18 protein-coding genes are annotated in these 18,168 nt (G+C 63.3%); 6 read left to right on the top strand and 12 right to left on the bottom strand.

Annotated elements, in window-relative coordinates; all coding sequences use genetic code 11:
* Positions 1-15: 15 nt before the first annotated feature.
* Together V2B23_RS10360 and pdxH are read right to left on the bottom strand one after the other, a co-directional pair.
* Positions 16-1,281: an MFS transporter gene (locus V2B23_RS10360; RefSeq protein WP_430950273.1), complete on the bottom strand. Its 1,266-nt coding sequence runs from the start codon at positions 1,279-1,281 to the stop codon at positions 16-18.
* Positions 1,278-1,991 carry a pyridoxamine 5'-phosphate oxidase gene (pdxH, locus tag V2B23_RS10355; protein WP_430950272.1) on the bottom strand — a complete coding sequence of 238 codons (714 nt, stop codon included), beginning with the start codon at positions 1,989-1,991 and terminating at the stop codon, positions 1,278-1,280. The genes V2B23_RS10360 and pdxH overlap by 4 nt, the downstream gene beginning before the upstream one ends.
* Before the next feature lie 245 nt (positions 1,992-2,236).
* Here pdxH and V2B23_RS10350 point away from each other — a divergent pair, with 245 nt between their 5' ends.
* Positions 2,237-3,364 carry a citrate synthase 2 gene (locus tag V2B23_RS10350; RefSeq protein WP_138872219.1) on the top strand — a complete coding sequence of 376 codons (1,128 nt, stop codon included), beginning with the start codon at positions 2,237-2,239 and terminating at the stop codon, positions 3,362-3,364.
* 77 nt (positions 3,365-3,441) lie between these two features.
* Here the strand turns inward: V2B23_RS10350 and V2B23_RS10345 are convergent, their stop codons facing one another.
* Complete coding sequence (locus tag V2B23_RS10345) at positions 3,442-4,419, bottom strand: iron-siderophore ABC transporter substrate-binding protein (RefSeq protein WP_430950271.1); 978 nt, start codon at positions 4,417-4,419, stop codon at positions 3,442-3,444.
* A 193-nt stretch (positions 4,420-4,612) separates the two neighbouring features.
* On the opposite strand from V2B23_RS10345, the gene serC reads away from it, so the two are divergent.
* The 3 genes from serC to V2B23_RS10330 all read left to right on the top strand — a co-directional run bounded on the left by serC (position 4,613) and on the right by V2B23_RS10330 (position 7,982).
* Positions 4,613-5,740: a phosphoserine transaminase gene (gene serC / locus V2B23_RS10340; RefSeq protein ID WP_430950270.1), complete on the top strand. Its 1,128-nt coding sequence runs from the start codon at positions 4,613-4,615 to the stop codon at positions 5,738-5,740.
* 190 nt (positions 5,741-5,930) lie between these two features.
* Positions 5,931-6,905 (top strand): septation protein SepH, encoded by a 975-nt coding sequence (gene sepH, locus V2B23_RS10335; protein WP_430950269.1) that lies wholly within the window; start codon positions 5,931-5,933, stop codon positions 6,903-6,905.
* A gap of 90 nt (positions 6,906-6,995) precedes the next feature.
* Positions 6,996-7,982 (top strand): DUF6928 family protein, encoded by a 987-nt coding sequence (locus V2B23_RS10330; RefSeq protein ID WP_430950268.1) that lies wholly within the window; start codon positions 6,996-6,998, stop codon positions 7,980-7,982.
* 42 nt (positions 7,983-8,024) lie between these two features.
* Here the strand turns inward: V2B23_RS10330 and V2B23_RS10325 are convergent, their stop codons facing one another.
* Genes V2B23_RS10325 through V2B23_RS10315 form a run of 3 tightly spaced genes read right to left on the bottom strand, consistent with a single transcriptional unit; the run spans position 8,025 to position 9,725 of the window.
* A complete protein-coding gene (locus tag V2B23_RS10325) occupies positions 8,025-8,279 on the bottom strand; it encodes a DUF2537 domain-containing protein (protein ID WP_430950267.1) in 255 nt (84 codons plus the stop codon).
* The gene (locus V2B23_RS10320) at positions 8,279-9,085 is read right to left on the bottom strand and encodes a TrmH family RNA methyltransferase (protein ID WP_430950683.1); all 807 of its coding nucleotides are present in this window, start codon (positions 9,083-9,085) and stop codon (positions 8,279-8,281) included. Before V2B23_RS10320 ends, V2B23_RS10325 begins: the two co-directional genes overlap by 1 nt.
* A gap of 31 nt (positions 9,086-9,116) precedes the next feature.
* Positions 9,117-9,725 carry a TetR/AcrR family transcriptional regulator gene (locus V2B23_RS10315; protein WP_430950266.1) on the bottom strand — a complete coding sequence of 203 codons (609 nt, stop codon included), beginning with the start codon at positions 9,723-9,725 and terminating at the stop codon, positions 9,117-9,119.
* A gap of 67 nt (positions 9,726-9,792) precedes the next feature.
* Between V2B23_RS10315 and V2B23_RS10310 the strand changes: the two genes are divergently transcribed.
* A complete protein-coding gene (locus V2B23_RS10310; RefSeq protein WP_430950265.1) occupies positions 9,793-10,341 on the top strand; it encodes a hypothetical protein in 549 nt (182 codons plus the stop codon).
* On the opposite strand, the gene V2B23_RS10305 is transcribed toward V2B23_RS10310, so the two are convergent.
* The 3 genes from V2B23_RS10305 to V2B23_RS10295 form a co-directional block, all read right to left on the bottom strand.
* The gene (locus V2B23_RS10305; protein ID WP_430950682.1) at positions 10,325-11,632 is read right to left on the bottom strand and encodes an MFS transporter; all 1,308 of its coding nucleotides are present in this window, start codon (positions 11,630-11,632) and stop codon (positions 10,325-10,327) included. The genes V2B23_RS10310 and V2B23_RS10305 overlap by 17 nt on opposite strands.
* 90 nt (positions 11,633-11,722) lie before the next feature.
* Complete coding sequence (locus V2B23_RS10300) at positions 11,723-12,154, bottom strand: MarR family winged helix-turn-helix transcriptional regulator (protein WP_430950264.1); 432 nt, start codon at positions 12,152-12,154, stop codon at positions 11,723-11,725.
* A 63-nt stretch (positions 12,155-12,217) separates the two neighbouring features.
* Complete coding sequence (locus V2B23_RS10295; protein WP_430950263.1) at positions 12,218-13,672, bottom strand: NCS2 family permease; 1,455 nt, start codon at positions 13,670-13,672, stop codon at positions 12,218-12,220.
* A 115-nt stretch (positions 13,673-13,787) separates the two neighbouring features.
* Between V2B23_RS10295 and V2B23_RS10290 the strand changes: the two genes are divergently transcribed.
* Positions 13,788-14,042: a DUF2530 domain-containing protein gene (locus tag V2B23_RS10290; RefSeq protein ID WP_430950262.1), complete on the top strand. Its 255-nt coding sequence runs from the start codon at positions 13,788-13,790 to the stop codon at positions 14,040-14,042.
* A 7-nt stretch (positions 14,043-14,049) separates the two neighbouring features.
* Here V2B23_RS10290 and V2B23_RS10285 read toward each other — a convergent pair whose 3' ends face one another.
* From V2B23_RS10285 to V2B23_RS10275, 3 genes are all read right to left on the bottom strand, one after another.
* On the bottom strand, positions 14,050-14,604 hold the full coding sequence (locus tag V2B23_RS10285) for a phosphatase PAP2 family protein (protein ID WP_430950261.1): 555 nt from the start codon (positions 14,602-14,604) through the stop codon (positions 14,050-14,052).
* A 9-nt stretch (positions 14,605-14,613) separates the two neighbouring features.
* The gene (locus V2B23_RS10280; protein WP_430950681.1) at positions 14,614-17,286 is read right to left on the bottom strand and encodes a sacsin N-terminal ATP-binding-like domain-containing protein; all 2,673 of its coding nucleotides are present in this window, start codon (positions 17,284-17,286) and stop codon (positions 14,614-14,616) included.
* Between the two features lie 68 nt (positions 17,287-17,354).
* The gene (locus tag V2B23_RS10275) at positions 17,355-18,167 is read right to left on the bottom strand and encodes a DUF3027 domain-containing protein (protein ID WP_430950260.1); all 813 of its coding nucleotides are present in this window, start codon (positions 18,165-18,167) and stop codon (positions 17,355-17,357) included.
* Position 18,168 lies beyond the last annotated feature (1 nt).

The raw sequence follows: 18,168 nt of genomic DNA, 5'->3' as shown, positions 1-18,168 counted from the left end.
CCACATACTAGGACGTCAGACGGCGCGTCCCACCCTGTAAGCGACAAATGTCGGGAACATGATCGCCGCCACGACCACGCCGATTACCACCAGAACGCCGCCGCCGGCCGCCGCCACCCCCGTTCCGAACAAGAAGGCAGCAGCGCCGTGCACCACGTCGCCGATACGCGGACCGCCCGCGACAACCACGATGAAGACCCCTTGGAGTCGGCCGCGCATATCGTCCGTCGCGACCTGCTGAAGCATCGTGCTGCGGAACGCCGCTGAGATCATGTCGACGGCGCCACCGAACGCGAGGAATGCCACCGCCACCCAGAGCAGAAGCGCGCTGGATCCGGGGCTCGCGTAGTACACGGCCACGCCGAAGCCGACCATCGACAGTCCCCACAACGCGATGCAGATCAAGACAGCACGCCCCTGGTACTCCACCCGCGGTAGCCAGCCTGAGAACACGCCGCCCAGAACGGCTCCCGCCGACATCGCCGCGAACAACAGACCGAGGGCAAAGCCGCCAGTGACAGGATCGCCGAACGATTCGTGCGCGATTTCCGGGAACAGCGCGCGCGACATCCCGAACACCATCGCGATGATGTCGACGACAAACGACGCGAGCAGCACCTTCTGCGTGGCCAGATAGGCAAAGCCACCGAGGACCTCGCTCAGACCGGCCCGTCGAGAGGTGCCGGTCGGCGGAATCGCCGGCAGCTTCCACACCGCCCACAGCGTGGCGAGCAAGAAGATCGAGTCGAGCAGATACAGCAGTTGCAGCCCGGCCGTCGGAATGAGCACACCGGCCAGCATCGGACCCGCAATCGCGCCGAACTGCACAACCGTCATGTTCAGCGAGTTCGCAGCCGGTAACTGCCTACCCGGTATCAACCTCGGAATGATCGCCGCGCGCGTCGGCTGATTGACCGCGAAAAACGCCTGCTGCACGGAGAACAGCACAAGCACGAGCCACACGTTGTTCACGCCGAGCGCCGCCTGGATCCACAGCAGCACCGACGTGACACCGAGTCCGACCGACGTGATCATGAGCAGCCGTCGTCGATCCATCACGTCGGCGAGGGCACCGCCCCACAACCCGAAAACGATCAACGGGACGAGACCGAAGATTCCGGTCAGACCGACATAGGCCGAACTGCGCGTGATCTCGTACACCTGTTGCGGGACAGCCACAACACTGAGCTGGGCGCCGATAACGGTGACGATGCCGGCGGTCCACAGGCGGCGGTAGTCGAGATTTTCGAGCGGAGTCGTGTCCGCGAGAACCCGCCTCACGGTTGCAGACGAACTGCGGACCACCGACCGTCGACGACGGTCGTGCGGACCCGATTGTGCATACGGTTGGCGCGTCCCTGCCAGAACTCGACGGACTCCGGCCGGATCAGAATCCCGCCCCAGTGCGGCGGCACCGGAATCTCGCCGTCGATGCCGAAACGTGCGGCCACCTCACGGAGTTGTTCGTCCAAGACGGCGCGTGATTCGACGGGCTGCGACTGATGGGACGCCCACGCTCCGAGCTGCGACCCTCGCGGGCGAGTTCGCCAATACTCCTGTGTCACTTGCGGACTCACATGCTCGACAGCACCTCGAACGATGACCTGACGGGCCAGGGTCAGCCAGGTGAAATTGGCCGACGCATACGGATGGGCGTCGAGTTGCCTGGCCTTGTCCGAACGGTAATTGGTGAAGAAGAGGACCCCCTCCTCGGAGAGCCCCTTGCACAACACGGTCCGCGACGTGGGGTGACCGTGCTCGTCGAGAGTCGAGAGCGTCATCGCATTCGGTTCCGGCGCATCCGCCTCGACGGCGTCCAACAGCCACTGACGCATCAACGGCAACCAACCGTCGGCAACCTGACTTACGTCCAACTCGACGCGCATCCGATCGTGCACGGCCTCCGATTCACTGTCTGGTTGCGGGTACCCCACACGCATCGCAGCGAGTTCGCTGTTCACCACCACCGGGTCCTGACGTTCCTTCGACACAGCCCAGAACGCTACTCCCGGGTACCAACCGGCCACCGACTACTCGGCACGCGCTAAAGTTTGCCGTGGCTAGACCCGATCCGAACCGCGAGCCGCACCAGCGACAGCAGCCGAATCGGGACGAGACGATTGCGCAGTACAAAACACGGTGCGTGCTTATCCCTGCGAGCACCGAGGCGCAGTCACGGAAGCTGAGGCAGTGCGACTGAAGACCTGGCGCACTCGAACGAGGAGAGTCCACGAGAATGGCAGCGAGCGCAGCAATACCGGACGATTTTGTGAGCGGACTCGAAGGCGTCGTAGCCTTCACCAGCGACATCGCCGAACCTGACAAGGACGGTGGCGCACTGCGCTACCGCGGCGTCGACATCGAAGACCTGGTCGGCCAGAAGGTAACCTTCGGCAACGTCTGGGCACTGCTCGTCGACGGCCGTTTCGGCCCCGGCCTGCCGCCGGCCGAGCCGTTCCCCCTCCCCATCCACACCGGGGACGTCCGCGTCGACGTCCAGGCCGGACTTGCGATGCTGGCTCCCATCTGGGGTTACGAGCCGCTCCTCGACATCGACGACGACACCGCTCGCGATCAGCTCGCCCGCGCGTCCGTCATGGCCCTGTCGTACGTCGCACAGTCCGCTCGCGGCATCTACCAGCCGGCAGTTCCGCAGAAGCGCATCGACGAAGCCAAGACCGTCACCGAACGTTTCATGGTCCGTTGGAAGGGTGAGCCCGATCCGGCACACGTCGAGGCAATCGACGCGTACTGGGTTTCGGCAGCCGAGCACGGCATGAACGCGTCCACCTTCACGGCCCGCGTCATCGCCTCCACCGGCGCCGACGTCGCCGCATCCCTCTCCGGCGCCATCGGCGCGATGTCCGGCCCGCTGCACGGCGGCGCACCGGCCCGCGTGCTCCCGATGATCGAAGAGACCGAGAAGACCGGCGACGCCCGCGCACTGGTCAAGGGAATCCTCGACCGCAAGGAAAAGCTGATGGGCTTCGGGCACCGCGTCTACCGCGCCGAAGATCCCCGCGCCCGCGTGCTCCGCGCCACCGCGAAGCGTCTCAATGCTCCCCGCTACGAGGCTGCCGCAGCCCTCGAGCAGGCTGCACTCGCGGAACTGCGTGAGCGTCGTCCCGATCGCGCGATCGAGACCAACGTCGAGTTCTGGGCTGCTGTCATCCTCGACTTCGCCGAGGTTCCCGCGCACATGATGCCTGCCATGTTCACGTGCGGGCGCACCGCTGGCTGGTGTGCGCACATCCTCGAGCAGAAGCGCCTCGGCAAACTGGTTCGCCCGGCGGCTATCTACACCGGCCCGGCACCGCGCACTCCGGAGTCCGTCGAGGGCTGGGATCAGATCAGCCACGCGTAAGTTCCTCCGCAGCACATGCAACCGGCCGGGTACCTCTCTACGAGGTACCCGGCCGGTTGACTTTCCCGGAAACGACGTCAGGAAACGCGCTCAGCGATAAGTGGAACCAACTGCTCGAGCGCAAACGGTATGGACAGCACCGAATTCGTCGAAAATGCGGCGGAGATATCCGACTCACTGTCGAGGACAATGAAACGTCCATCCTTGACGGCCGGGATCTGCTGGAACAGAACGTTGTTCGTCACGTCCGCGGTCGGCATGTAGATCGGCAACCCGACAACGAAGTCGGCGTCGAGCATGTCCAAGTTCTCCTCCGAAACCGGGATGAAGAAGTTCTCGGTGGGCACGGCTTGAACTCGAGGATTGTTCACGAATCCGAGTTCCGTCATGAAATCGACTCGCGAGTCGCCCATCACGTAAGCGCCCCACCCTTCGGATGTGTAGGCGATGACTGTGACTGTTTTCCCTGCGAACTCCGGATGTGCGGCCTTCGCTTCTGCGTACTGCGAGTCGATTTGCGCGAGCAGATCTTCGCCTTTCTCGGGTACACCGAGCGCGGACGCGACCGATGTGACCTGGTCGTCGAGCGATGTGAGGTAGGCGTCACTTCCCTCTGGCATTCCGACTGTCGGCGCAATCTTCGCGAGTAGGTCGTTCCGACTGTTGTCTCCGGAGCTCTTCGTGTCGAGGATCAGGTCAGGAGCCAGAGCCGCGAGGGCTTCGAAGGACGGTTCCATGGTGCCGATCAGTTCTGGTGAGTCCTTGTACAACCCCTGTGCCCATGGTCCGACGCCGTCGCCGCCGAACGCGAGCCAATCGCTGGCACCCACCGGCTGAGCTCCGAGCGCAAGAGCCGTCTCGGCGTCACCCCAGCCGAGCGCCACCACGCGTTCAGGCTGGGATTCGATGGTTACCGCACCAAATTTGGTGTCGATCGTCACCGGGAACGCGCCGCCGTCTGCGCCACCTTCGGCCGTGGAATCGGTGGTGTTCGAGGCACACGACGTCAGAGCTATCGCGGTGACGAACAGCATGGTTACGGAGCGAATTTTCATACGTGCCCTCGAGTTCTCGAATCGACTGTGGTGGCGATGGTAACCGAGCCGGGGCGCTGGTGATGGGGGTCTCATTTTGTGGACTCACGACGCGTTTCGGCACTCGTCACAACACCTCGACCGTCCACCAGGACATCGCAGCCGTCTAAACTAACCCGGCAAAGGTTCCTCGACGTTTAGGACGCACTGACCAATGGCTGACGCTACCGCCCCGATCATCCCCGCCGATCTCAAGCCCGCTGACGGACGCTTCGGCTGCGGTCCTTCCAAGGTTCGCCCCGAGCAGCTGCAGTCCCTGGTCGACGTCGGCGCTTCGGTGTTCGGCACCAGCCACCGCCAGAAGCCGGTCAAGAACGTTGTCGCCAGCGTTCGTTCCGGTCTCGCCGACCTGTTCTCCCTCCCCGAGGGGTACGAGGTCGTCCTCGGCAACGGCGGAACCACCGCGTTCTGGGATGCCGCTGCATTCGGCCTCATCCGTGAGAAGTCGCTGCACCTGACCAACGGCGAGTTCAGCTCCAAGTTCGCTTCGGTCGCCAAGGCCAACCCGTTCATCGGTGACCCGATCGTGGTTTCCGCTGATCCGGGCAGCGCACCGGCGCCGGTCTCCGACCCGTCTGTCGACCTCATCGGCTGGGCACACAACGAGACCTCGACCGGTGTTGCGATCCCCGTCTCCCGCCCCGCGGGTTCGGAGAACGCCCTGATCGCCATCGACGCCACTTCGGGCGCCGGTGGACTGCCGGTCAACGTCGCCGATTCGGACATCTACTACTTCGCTCCGCAGAAGTGCTTCGCTTCGGACGGCGGGCTGTGGATCGCGCTGATGAGCCCGGCAGCACTCGAGCGTGTCGCAGAGATCAAGGATTCGGGACGCTGGACCCCCGACTTCCTGTCGCTGCCCATCGCCGTGGACAACAGCTCCAAGGATCAGACGTACAACACTCCGGCGCTGGCAACCCTGTTGCTCTTCGCCAACCAGATCGAGTGGATGAACAACAACGGCGGCCTCGACTGGGCCACCGCGCGTACAGCCGACTCGTCCTCGCGCCTGTACAACTGGGCCGAGGCCAGCGAGTTTGCAACGCCGTTCGTCGCTGATCCGGCACACCGCTCGCAGGTTGTCGGCACCATCGACTTCAACGACGACGTCGACGCAGCCGAGGTTGCAAAGATCCTGCGCGCCAACGGAATTGTCGACACCGAGCCGTACCGCAAGCTCGGCCGCAACCAGTTGCGCGTCGGCATGTTCCCGGCCATCGACCCTGAAGATGTCACCGCTCTCACCAAGAGCATCGACTGGGTCGTCTCGCAGCTCGGCTGAGTCACGCCTGTAGTTCTCGTATCACGCCGCCGGCGTCGACTCCATCCGCGAGTCGAGGCCGGCGGCGTGATTGCGTTGATATCGGTACGCGAGGGGTCTGCCGGGAGTGTCCTGCCGGGCTGGTCATCACAAATGAATTACAGTTGACTGCGGCGCAAAGTCGCGAGCCGGCGCGATAAGGGAGGTCAATGTGCGAGAGCTTCGAGTGATCGGACTTGAACCCGATGGATCGCATGTGGTGTGCGCCGACGCCGAAACCGGCCAAAAATTTCGTCTCCCTGCCGACGACAAACTACGCGCAGCGTGCCGGGGTGATGTAGCTCGACTCGGCCAGATCGAGATCGAAAACGAAAGCCAGCTCCGGCCCCGCGAAATCCAGGCCCGCATCCGATCGGGCGCATCCGTCCAACAGGTCGCCAAGGAAGCCGGCATCCCGGTCAGCAAGGTCGAGCGCTACGCGTACCCCGTCCTTCTCGAACGCTCCCGAGCAGCAGAAATGGCGCAGGGCGGGCACCCGATCCGCGACAACGGACCCACCGTGCCGACGCTCGCGGAAATCGTGACTCACGCATTTCGTGCCCGCGGCCACACCATCGACGACGCCACGTGGGATGCCTGGCGCGACGAGGACAATCACTGGGTTGCGCAGCTGCAATGGCAGGCGGGGCGCAGCACCAACGCCGCCCATTGGCGCTATCAGCCGGACGCGCACGGTGGAACCATCGTCGCGCTCGACGACACTGCATTCGACTTGATCGATCCGGATTTCGGCCGCCCACTGCGCGGTCTGGCACCTGTGGTCTTCGAGCGTCCCGAACTGTCACGGATCGATAACAACTCCGAACCGGACGAAGAAGTCAACCCTGAAGCCGAGACTCACGACACCGTCACGGTTGTCACCGAGATACCGCCCATCGCGGAAATCCCGGCTCGTGTAGACACTCCGGCTCGCGTAGAGACTCCGGCTCGCGTAGAGACTCCGACGATCGAGGCAGAGGTCGAAGTCGAGCCCGAGCCGCAGGTGGAAGAAGAAATCCCGGAACCTGCCGAAGACGTCACGCCCAAGGCAGCGCCACAACAATCGTCGACCAAGGACAAGCGCGGAAAGCCCGCCCTTCCGTCATGGGACGACGTTCTCCTCGGTGTGCGTAGCAGCGGCCGCTGACGCTCCCGCCTGGAGCGGACCGGCGGCAAAATCACCGGCCGATTCGTCGTATTCTTCTAAGCAGCGAGGGTTCAGGAGAGAGGGCGATCGGTGGCTGCACGTGTATCAACAATTTGGTTTGTCGACAACAATGACGTTCGCGCTGAACTGAGTTTGTACCCGCAGCCCGACCAGGCCGCGGCACTCGCGATCGCGCAGCAACTACACCCCGGCAAAGAGTTCGAGTCTCTCGGCCCCCACCCGCTGTCGATCGCTGCGACCGTACAACCCGGCTATCTCTTCATCGGCACTTACGAGAACATCAGCGTGGTCGCCAGCGCAGAATTGAGCTCGTGCCTTCCGTCGGAACTTCCTGAATCCTGGCTACTTTCGCCGCACGCGCCGCTCACCTTCCTGGTCAGCTCGTCACCCGACCGCGCGCAAGGGTCCTTTGCCATCTGGGAAAACGGTCAGCTGCGACGCTCGTTCAGCGCACTCCCGATCGACATCGTCGAGAACATCGGCATCCCACAGACTTGGGAGTTGCCCTACTGGTCGGGCAAGCACCCCTTGCGTTATCCCCCAGGCATTTTGCCCGATCCGCAAGCACTGCCATTCCACCCCCAGCAGTTCGCCGAGGCCGCCAACGCGGAGTGGCTGGGATTCCGATACACGGGTGCGCCACACGAGGGTGATCTCGACAAGACTCAAATCCTGTTGTGGGGCTTCAAGGTTCACCAGAAGTCGGAAGCTCCGAAGGCTGCGGTGCCGGTAACTGAGCAGGCGCAGCAGGCAAAGCCCAAGCCTCCAGCACCAGAACCAGAACCAATTGAGATCCCACAATCAGCTTCGACACCCGTGCCGCCGGCAAAACCGGTTGTTGTTGCGTCCGAACCGGATCCGCCGATCACAGAACCGAAGCCCCCGACACCCGAACCCGCCGTACCCGAGCCCAAGCAACCCCGGCCCAAACAACCCGAGTCCAAACAAGCCGAGTTCACCGACGCGCGGGTAGTCCCCCTAGAGCCCACCCCGCAGGCCCCTGCTTCCGAGCCGAAGAAGCGAAGCCGCCTGGCGCGGTACTTCGGCTTCCACTGAGTAATCAAGCGACCACTGAGCAATCGAGCGACCACTGAGTAATCAGGCGATCGCGGCTATCCACCCCAACGGAATACCCACTACCGCACCGTAAACCACCCATCGCCAGATGGGGGCGGCCCGCCACCGCCACACGGTGGGAGCCAAGCCTGCCACCGCGATGACGTTGACAGCAACGGCAAGAAACACGTTGACGTGTGCCAGGCCCTCGCTGAACGCGCCTACCGCGGCAGTGGACAGCATTGCGGCAAAGATCGACACCGCAACACCGGTGAACCAGGGAGTTCCGGTCGGCATTACTGCCGGGTCCTGACTCGTTCATAGAAGGCCATTGCGGCGGCGGTGGCGACGTTGAGTGAATCCGTACCCGGCGCCATGGGGATTTTGGCGCGAATATCCGTCGCACGCATGGCATGTTCGGTCAGGCCAGGACCTTCGGCGCCGAGCAACAGGGCTACCTTGTCTCCGGTCATCGCTTCGGCCAGTGTCACGGCCTCCGGATTGGGCGTGAGCGAGATGAGCTGAAAGCCGTTGCTACGTAGCTCTTCCAGGTCGTAGGGCCACTTCTCGACGTGAGCGAACGGCACTCGGAGAACGTGCCCCATGGACACTCGGACCGAGCGACGGTACAGCGGATCGGCGCAGCCCTTGCCGAACAGTACGGCGTCGACTCCGAGTCCCGCGGCGTTGCGGAACATCGAGCCGAGATTTTCGTGATCGTTGACACCTTCGAGAATGGCAATTGTTCGTGCATCCTGCAGGATGTCCGCGACAGCAAGGGGCGTCGGCCGGGCAGCTGCGGCAAGCACTCCACGGTTGAGATGGAATCCGACCACTTCGGCCATCACCTCCGCACTGGTTCGATAGAAGGGAACGTCGACACCATCGAGGTCGTCGGCAAGTTCCTGCAGTCGGCGATCGACCCCGAGGAGGCTGATCGGCTCGAAACGTGAGGTCAGCAGTCGCTGGGTGACAAATACCCCCTCCGCGATGACCAAACCCTTTCCCTCGGGGAGGTCGGGTCGGCGATCGGAGGAGTTGAGATCGCGAAAGTCATCCAACCGGGAATCGGCTGGATCTGAGATATCGATGACGTGAACCACGGCTTCTATGGTGCCGTATCGGACGACGTCGTCAGTCACTGCTCCCGGCTGCGGTGATCAGTGAATCGAAATGGGCGTCGAGCACGTCGGAGATCGCGGCCGGGTTCACCCTGTCCGGATTGTTGACGCCGTGCGCGGCAAGCCCGTCGACCAGCGCGTGCAGGCGCATCGCTTCACCCTCGATGGAACTGCCGGACCGAAGGAAACCTGCATCACTCAACGCCTCGACGAACTGACGGAAGTGCCCGAACAGGGTTCGATCCGTCCGCTCCCGGACCACCGCCAAATCCGGTTCGGTTCGCGATGCCGCGGCAAATGCCTCCCAGACCTGCATTTCTTCGCGGCGGTCGGCGTCGAGGGGCACAAATTGTTCGGCAAACTGCCGTATCGCCCGCCTGATGTCGGGATCGAACTCGATGCTTGCGATTCGATTCTCGACGCGGACGGAGACCAATTCCATGGCAAAGAGCAAGAGCTCGGATTGAGTCGCGAAGAAGTGCCGCAACGAGCCCGTGGACATGCCCGCCTCGTCGGCGACGGTACGGACACTGGCGGCGGCCATTCCGTCGCGTCTGATCACACGCCAGACAGCTTCTGCGATCTGTTCACGGCGCTCTTCGGAACTGGGTCGTTTCACCACTTCACAAAACTAACACAGCTGTGCTAGTTTCCAACTACTAACACAGTCGTACTAGAAATGAGTTCCCATGATCGTCACACTCATCATTGCCTGCGAGATCATGTTCTGGGTTTTCATCGCCGCAGGATTGACTGCTCGCTACCTGTTCCGGAAACCCGGCGTCGGCGCCGCCCTCTTGATCTGTGCTCCCCTGGTCGACGTCGTACTTCTGGTCGCCACAGCCCTCGATCTGCGCGGCGGCGGTCAGGCAAACGCCAGCCACGGACTGGCGGCCGCCTACATCGGCGTGTCCATTGCGTTCGGGCACAGCCTCATCTCGTGGGCCGATGCGCGATTCGCCTACCGATTCGCCGATGGACCGAAGCCCGTCGCACCTCCGAAATACGGGACGCCGCGGGCGATCCGCGAGTGGCGTGAATTCGGGAAGGCAGCATTGGCCTGGGCCATCTCGTGTGGGCTGCTCGCCGCCGCGATCGTCCTTGTCGGCGACGCATCTCGCACCGAAGCTCTGAGCAGTTGGATCCGCACACTCACGGTGGTTCTCGCAGTGTGGGGTGCAATCGCCCTGAGCTACACCGTTTTTCCGAAACGAGAAAAGCTCACGGCGCGCGGTTAGCTTCCACCGCTTGCTCGGTCGCATCACAGACGACGGCAGGACGCAGGTCGAACACCGGCAGGCGTCCGCCGTCGTCCGGCATTTTCAACCGAAGTTTGAGGCCCTCGCTGCGCAGGAGATATACCCCTGCCAGGGAGGCGGACACCAGCGAGATCGCGCCACCGATGATCAACGGTGCCCGCGGATCGACGGTGTCGGCCAACCAGCCCAGCATCGGACTGCCAAGCGGCGTGCCACCGAGGAAGCTGAGCATGTAGATACCCATGACCCGCCCCCGCATCTCCGACGGCACCGACATCTGCAGGATGTTCATCGCCGACGTCGTGAAGGTCAGCGTCAGTGCGCCGGTAGGAATCAGCATCAACGCCACCAGCGGGTACGTGGGCATCAACCCGACAGCGATTTCGAAGAGACCGAACGCCGCTGCCGCGCTGAGGAACGTTCGCAGGCGCGGAGCGTCCTTGCGCCTGGCGGCATACGCGGCGCCGGCCAAGGTACCGACCGCCAGGGTTGTGGAGAGCAATCCGTAGGCGTCGGCGCCGCGATCGAACGTAGTGCGCGCCATCACTGCGAGGCTGATCGGAAAGTTCAAGCCGAACGTCGAGACCATGAATACCGACACCATGATGACCCGCAGGTCCTTACGGCCCCACACATATCGGAATCCGTCACGCACCTGTCCCTTGGCGCGCGGCGTCGGTTCCGACGGGATCAATTCCTTGGCATTCATCAGCGCCAACGCAACAAGCACACCACCGAAGGTGGCAACGTTGAGCAGGAACACCCAACCCGTACCGATCAGATTGATCAGCACCCCGGAGATGGCCGGACCGATAATGCGTGCGGTGTTGAAAGTCATGGAGTTCAACGCAATTGCATTGGACAGATGCTCTTTACCCACCATTTCGATGGTGAACGACTGGCGCACCGGCGCATCCACCGCCGATACACAGCCAAGGGCAAACGCGATCAGATACACGTGCCACAGAGCAACAAACCCGCCGACGTCCAGGACGCCCATCACCAGGGCGCATAACGCGCTCGCCCACTGCGTGAAGATGAGAATGCGCCGCTTGTCGTACCGATCGGCAAGGACACCGCCCCACACGGACAAGAACAGCGTCGGCCCGAACTGCAATGCCATGACAATGCCCACTGCCAGCGCATTACCGTCGGACAGCGTCAGAACCAGCCAGTCCTGAGCGATGCGTTGCATCCAGGTTCCGACCAGGGACACGATCTGCCCGGACGCCCAGAGACGGTAGTTTCGGTTGCGGAGTGCGGCAAACATGCCGGATTCGGGGTCACGGGGCACTACCCCATCTTGCTCCTGTGGTCATTCGCGTAAGCAACTACCTCGCCGCGACACCATGGAAAGCGACTATTCGGAGGCGCTGACGATCTTTGTGATGATCTCGACGGCGCCGCGAAGTGTTGCAAGCTCCTCGGCACTCAAGTCGGAGAGTCGCTCGTTCATCCAGGCCTCACGCGCGTGGGTCTCGTCAGCGAGTAGCGCATTACCTGCGTCGGACAAGGTCACGATGATCTGACGACCGTCCGTGGGATGGGGTGAACGCTGCACCAACCCCAGTTCGGCGAGGGACGCCACCACCCTGGTCATCGACGGCGGCTGCACCTTCTCACGCGCCGCGAGTGCACCTGGGGTCATTGGTCCCTCTTGCGAGAGTGTCGCCACAGCGGAGAGCTGTGTCAGGGATACCTGCGCGTCGGCCCGTCGTCCTCGCAGATGCCTGCTCAGACGCACAACCGCCAATGACAGATCACTGGCGAGCGCTCGAGTTTCGGTGGTCACGCGAGAACAATACGTCAACAACTGGCCGGTAGCCGGGTTATCGGTTACCAGCCAGTTGCAGGTTTACGTCAGTGCGTCGGTAATCGGCCCGACAGTGAAGTACGCGACGAACAGTGCCGCAACGATCCACAGCAACGGGTGGATCTTCTTGGCGCCGCCGGTAGCAGCGTGCAGAACCACCCAGGAGATGAATCCGACGCCGATGCCGTTGGCGATCGAGTAGGTGAACGGCATCACGATGATCGTCAGGAACGCGGGAAGCGCAACCGAGAACTGTGTGAAGTCGATGTCACGGACCTGACCGATCATCAGTGCGCCGACGATGACGAGGGCCGGCGCTGCGGCCTCGATCGGCACCACCGAATACAGCGGTGTCAGGAACATCGCGACCAGGAACAGCAGACCGGTCACAACGTTTGCCAGTCCGGTACGAGCGCCTTCCGCGATACCGGACGCCGACTCCACGAACACCGTGTTCGACGACGCAGACGCGCCACCACCGACGATGGCACCGGCGCCTTCCACGACGAGTGCCTTACCGACGTTGGGGAGGTTGCCGTCCTTGTCCGTCAGTCCGGCTTCCTTGCCGAGTCCCGTCATCGTGCCCATGGCGTCGAAGAAGTTCGCGAGAACGAGTGTGAACACGAGCAGGCTGGCTGCCAGAACACCGATCCGGGTGAACGCACCGAAGAGACTGAAGTCCCCGACCAGGCTCAGGTCTGGCATGCCACCGAACATGTCGGGGATCGCGGGAACGCTGAGGTTCCAGCCCTTGGGGTTGGTTCCGAGCGACGGTCCGACCTCTGCGACCGCTTCGATGATCGCGGCCAGAATGGTCGTGGCGATGATGCCGATGAGCAGGCCACCACGAACCTTGCGCACCACGAGCACACCCATGATGAGAACACCGAAGATGAAGACCGCAGTCGGCCATGACGCGATGGAACCGTTGATACCGAGCCCGACGGGGACCGTCGTACCGGCGGCGTCGGGGATACGACGGACGAATCCGGCGTCGACCAGTCCGATGAACGCGATGAACATGCCGATACCGGCGGCAATTGCCGATTTGAGTGCGTTGGGAATCGCGTTGAACACAGCGGTCCGGAAACCGGTGAGCGCCAACACGACGATGATGATGCCGTCGATGACAACAAGGCCCATGGCTTCCGGCCACGTGACCTGCGGGGCGATCGTGACGGCGAGCAGGCTGTTGATACCGAGGCCGGCCGCGATCGCAAACGGATAGTTCGCGATGATGCCGAAGGCGATGCTCATCAGGCCGGCCACCAGAGCGGTGACCGCGGCCACCTGGTTGACCGGCAGGATGTTTCCGAGGACGTCGGTCTTTGCGACGGCGTCATCCGCCGAGAAGCTACCGAGGATCAGCGGGTTGAGAACCACGATGTACGCCATCGCGACAAACGAGACAACACCGCCGCGAACCTCCGTGGAGATCGTTGATCCGCGTTCACTGATCTTGAAATACGTATCGAGAATTTTCCCGGGTGCCGCCATCTTTTTCCCATCGCTGTCATAGGTCGCCGGTGTCCTTGCGCCGCCGTGTGCCGGCGTACGAAGGCCGGTCGCATAAGGGAGAGTAGGGCACGGGGGTACGGGTAGCGTTAATTTTGTGAACGAGACTCCCAACACAACAACCGTTATCGACCGTTTGTCCGCACCGGCGCCGGCTCTCGTCGTCGGCACGCTGGCGTGGGTGGTCGCTACAGCCGTGGTCCTTCTCAGCGGTGATCGTTGGTCGGGAGCACTGCCCGTCTGTTACGCCGGGATCGGCGTCGGATTCCTCGGCTACAGCCTTTTCTGGCTCCAACGCCGCGCTGCTCGCAGAGGCAGTCGAGGTGCCCAACAGGGCGCCGGACTGCTCTGAGAAGCGATCAGACCAGCTGCGGTTCTCGGCGGCGCTGGGCCAGGCGATAGGTCCCCAGGATCCACACACCGGCCCAGATGACACCGAACGCCCACCCTGCCAGGACGTCCGTCATCCAGTGCGCCGCCAGGTAGACGCGAGAAAACCCGACAGCGACGGTGTACAGGGCAAGCGAAACAAGCATCGCGACTCGAACGAGCGACGGCAACGTCAACCGAACGATCACAGCAGCCACCACGGTCGCAAGAATTGCCGTCATCATGGCGTGCCCGGACGGGAATGAGTACGAGTCGATCTCGATCAGGCGCTCCGGAACCGGTGGACGGGTTCGCGTGAAAATACGCTTCAACCCACTCATCACCAGCAGTCCGGTCAACATGGAGCCCGCCACGAGGAGAGCGTCGATGCGCCGACCGCGCATCAACAAGGTGATCGTCAGGACCGTCGAAATGATCCAGGCGGCCAAGGTTCCACCGCTGTCGGTGATGACGTCCACCACATCGACAAGCCACGGCGTCCGTTGGTCGACTGCAGAATCAAGCACCCACTGATCGAACGACACTGTTCCCCCTCATGTCCCCTGCGCAGTTGCCCACACACGCATCACGTGATGAATACCGTCACCGTCCACCCACCACGGCACACTCACGGTGGCCTCCACCGCGCCGGTCAACCGGACGGAGAGTTCGTGATGAATCACTACCTCGCCGCCGGGCACTTCACGGCCCAGTGCCGCAAACATCAGGACCGCGTGCGGCTGCGCCGCCCATGAGCTTCGCACGCCCGTGCTGGCAACCTGACCGCCTACGACCGACGATGCCGTCGCGACATCGAGCAAATCGGCCAACGCTTCCGCAGTCTCGAAGCTACCCAGAATAATTCGTTGTGTCGGCAATGCCGGACCGAGCCACGGTCGATCGAGAACCAATGCATCACCGGGGTCTACGAGGTCACCAGACAGCCCGCGAACGAAGCTCGGCAACCTCAACTCGTCCAGATCGAGGACGCGCCGCCGGGAAGCGTCGGCCAGCAAGTGGTGTGTTCGGGCAATGACGGCCGGTGCGGGCATGCGCAGTGGATCCGCGAGCCGATCAAGCAGCAGTTGAGCCAGTTCCGGATCGTCGACGGTATCGGACGCCAAGACGGAGCTCAGATACTCGCTGCCAGGATGGTCGGCGACATCGAGGAGATCCTCGAACGTGCGATCGTGTGGTGCGCGCAGCAAACCCAGTATCTCGCCGCCCAATTCGGCGTGCGAGCGCAGCCACCACGCCGTGTATCCCCGACGGTCCTCGAGCAGGGCTCTCGTTGCCGGAGACTCCAGCAGCAGGGTCAGCGCATCTGCCCATCGGTTCTCGTCGACCAGATCGAGGTCACGGACCGCCTCGATGTACTCGGGGTCCTCCCCCAACGTGTCCCACCACTGCCCCTCGGAATCGAGATCGTGATCGGGTCCGGACGGCAACTCCTCACGAAAGACGGTGAAACCCCAGCCGACGCCGACGACGCGCAGAGCCTGCTCCCCCACCTGTTCGACAAAGCTCGGCTGCACTGTGCCAAAAGGTGAGTCGTCGACCAGAACTGTCGCCAGTGGCGCGCCGGGCAGGAGCAACTGGTCGGCCGAGCAGAGTTCTCCGGCCGAATCCGGCAACAGCACCTCGCCGATCCATGACGGCGCGGCACCGGGTGCTACGTGCGCGGCGAGCGCAAGCACCGTCGACGCTAATTCTGTTGCAACGGAATCATCTTGGTCTGCAGCATCCTCGATCAGGGCGCGCAGCGCTGGGTCGGACAACAGATCCGTCGCCGTTGCGCTCGTTGCGCCCAAGCGAGAGAGCAGGGGGTGCGATGCCTGCGGGTGTACAAGCCGGGTCCAGGGCACCGGTGGCACCGAATCGCCGAGTTCGGTGCCAAGCACTACCGTTCGCGGACCGGTGACAATTCGTCCGTCCGACAGCGGAACCGGCAGCGTGCCAAGCTCTTCCACTGCCAGAGCGTCGACGACCAACGGCTCGAGCGCCGCGTACAGCCGGTACCACCATGACGGCTCCTGATCGAGCCCGCTGAGCAGTTCCGCGATGCGCGCCAACCCGATCCGATGTGTCGACACCGCCGCCAAAGCCCGCTCATGACGCGGACCGGAAAGTTCGGGAACAACCAATCCGCCGATGACGTCGGTGAGCAATTCCGCCAAATCGTCGGTCAGACCAGGAACTACCGATGCCCGCTGCGGCGCCCGGTCAGGTTCCCCCACAACCGGAAGCCAGGCATTTTCCTGAAGTTCCTTCAGAAGCGCTTCCCGCAGAAGAGAATCCACTTCACTTCGCGCAAAAGCCGGAACGGGCACAAGCGATGTGCGCTGATCGGCAGGCAACGCACCGACAAAATCCGCGTAGCCCTCAGCCAGCGCGGCAATCGACGCGCCGGGCAATATCCGTCGCCGATCCGGTTGCATTGCGATGTCCGCGACTACAAGCGCCGGGACGGACAATTCTTCGTCGGATCGCGTCGGCGCCCGCAGTACGTCTTCGGTGACCGGTGCAACTACTCCGTTTTGCACCGGAACTATCCAGCGGGCCTTGGCGCTCTGGTATTGCCACCACACCGCAGTGCCGATCGAGATTTCGGTCAGCCCGGAGTCCAGCAGACGCTCGGTACGCTCAAAGCTTTTGTCGCCCAGCCGAATAGACGTCAAACCCGGTAGCTCGAGGAGTAGATCCACGGCTTCACGTGCCATCCGAGACAGCAGCGCAGCGCCGTCGACGTCGTCGCGGAGCGTGAGCACCACCTCGGAATCGGCGCCGCCGTTCGGCTTCGCTTCCGACGGCCACACCAGACGCAGAGCGGGCACTCCCGACTCGGGAACCTTCAGACCGGCCTTCTCGATCTCGGCTCGAGTTTCCTTGGCGGAGAATCGAATCGAACCCGTCGTCGACCGCAGCTCGAGCTCGTCACTCACCGAACGGACGGCGGAGAATCCGACGCCGTAACGCCCGACAACACCGCCGGTGGAATCGATCTTGCCCGAAGCACGAAGAGCGGTCAGTGCGTGAACACCCTCCTCGTCGAGCGGTCGACCGGTATTGGCGAGCGTCAGCACCGAACCGTCGAGATCAACCCACAAGGAACCAGGAACCCCGGCCCGCAGCGCCGCGTCGGCAGCGTTCTGTGCCAGTTCTGTGAGCAACCTGTCGCGGTAACCCGCTGCAGCCAAATCCGATTCGGTGGCCGCGTCCTCGCGCAGGCGCGTCGGCGAGTCCGCCCACGCGCGCAGCGTGGCGTCGCGGAGCGCGCCGGTCCCGAACGGATCCCCTACTCGGTGGATACCGAACCCGAATCTTCGGTGCCCGCGGCAGACGTGCGCGACATCTCGACGGCTCCGTCGTCGTAGGCGTCGAAAGCCGGAGAGCCCGCGCCGAGCGGAAGGCTGGTGTCGGAATGCGCGCCACAGCCGTAACTTGCATGAACGACGCGACCGTCAGCGGACAGTTCGTTGCCACACACGCCGAACGCGGCGTGCAACGAACCTGCCAGCGGAAGATAGAAGCCGCACAGTCCACACGTCGACGGCGCTGCCTTCGCCATGTCGGAGTCGGGTCCGAAATCTCCCTCGAACCATCGCGTAGCCGCGTCGAGCCGGCCCTCGAGGCTCATGACCTTCGTGCGTCCTAAACCCAGTTCCAAGGCGACGTCGTCGACCTCCGGGTCGCCGTTGGCGACGTAGCCGGGAACCAGTCGCGGGTCCTGCGCCGGCGGAGCCAGCAGGTCGCCGGGCGACAGGTCTCCGGGACGAATCCGCTGATCCCACGGAAGCCACTCGGGCGCAACCAGCGCATCCGGACCGGGCAACAACGCCAATTCGCTGATAGTGGCGCGAGTATCGTCTGGACCTGCGGCAACAACAACAGCCCACTGCCACCCGCGGTAGCCGGGAAGGTCTGCTGCAAAACGATGGGTAGCGGCGAATTCATCCTCCGACGTGACGCCGAGGTATGCACCGACTCCGCCTTCGTGCAGCTCGACTACAGCTGCTCGGGCAAGATCGACGGCATCGGCCAGTACGGGGCGCGGCACTGCACGCTCAGGAGAAGTAGCAACACTCACTCCTCCAGTTTGCCGCACCACC

This window comes from Rhodococcus sp. 24CO (assembly GCF_050586165.1).
Lineage (GTDB): Bacteria > Actinomycetota > Actinomycetes > Mycobacteriales > Mycobacteriaceae > Rhodococcus_F.
The sequence above is the reverse complement of the archived record's forward strand: the minus strand, read 5'-3'. Positions and strand labels throughout refer to the sequence as shown.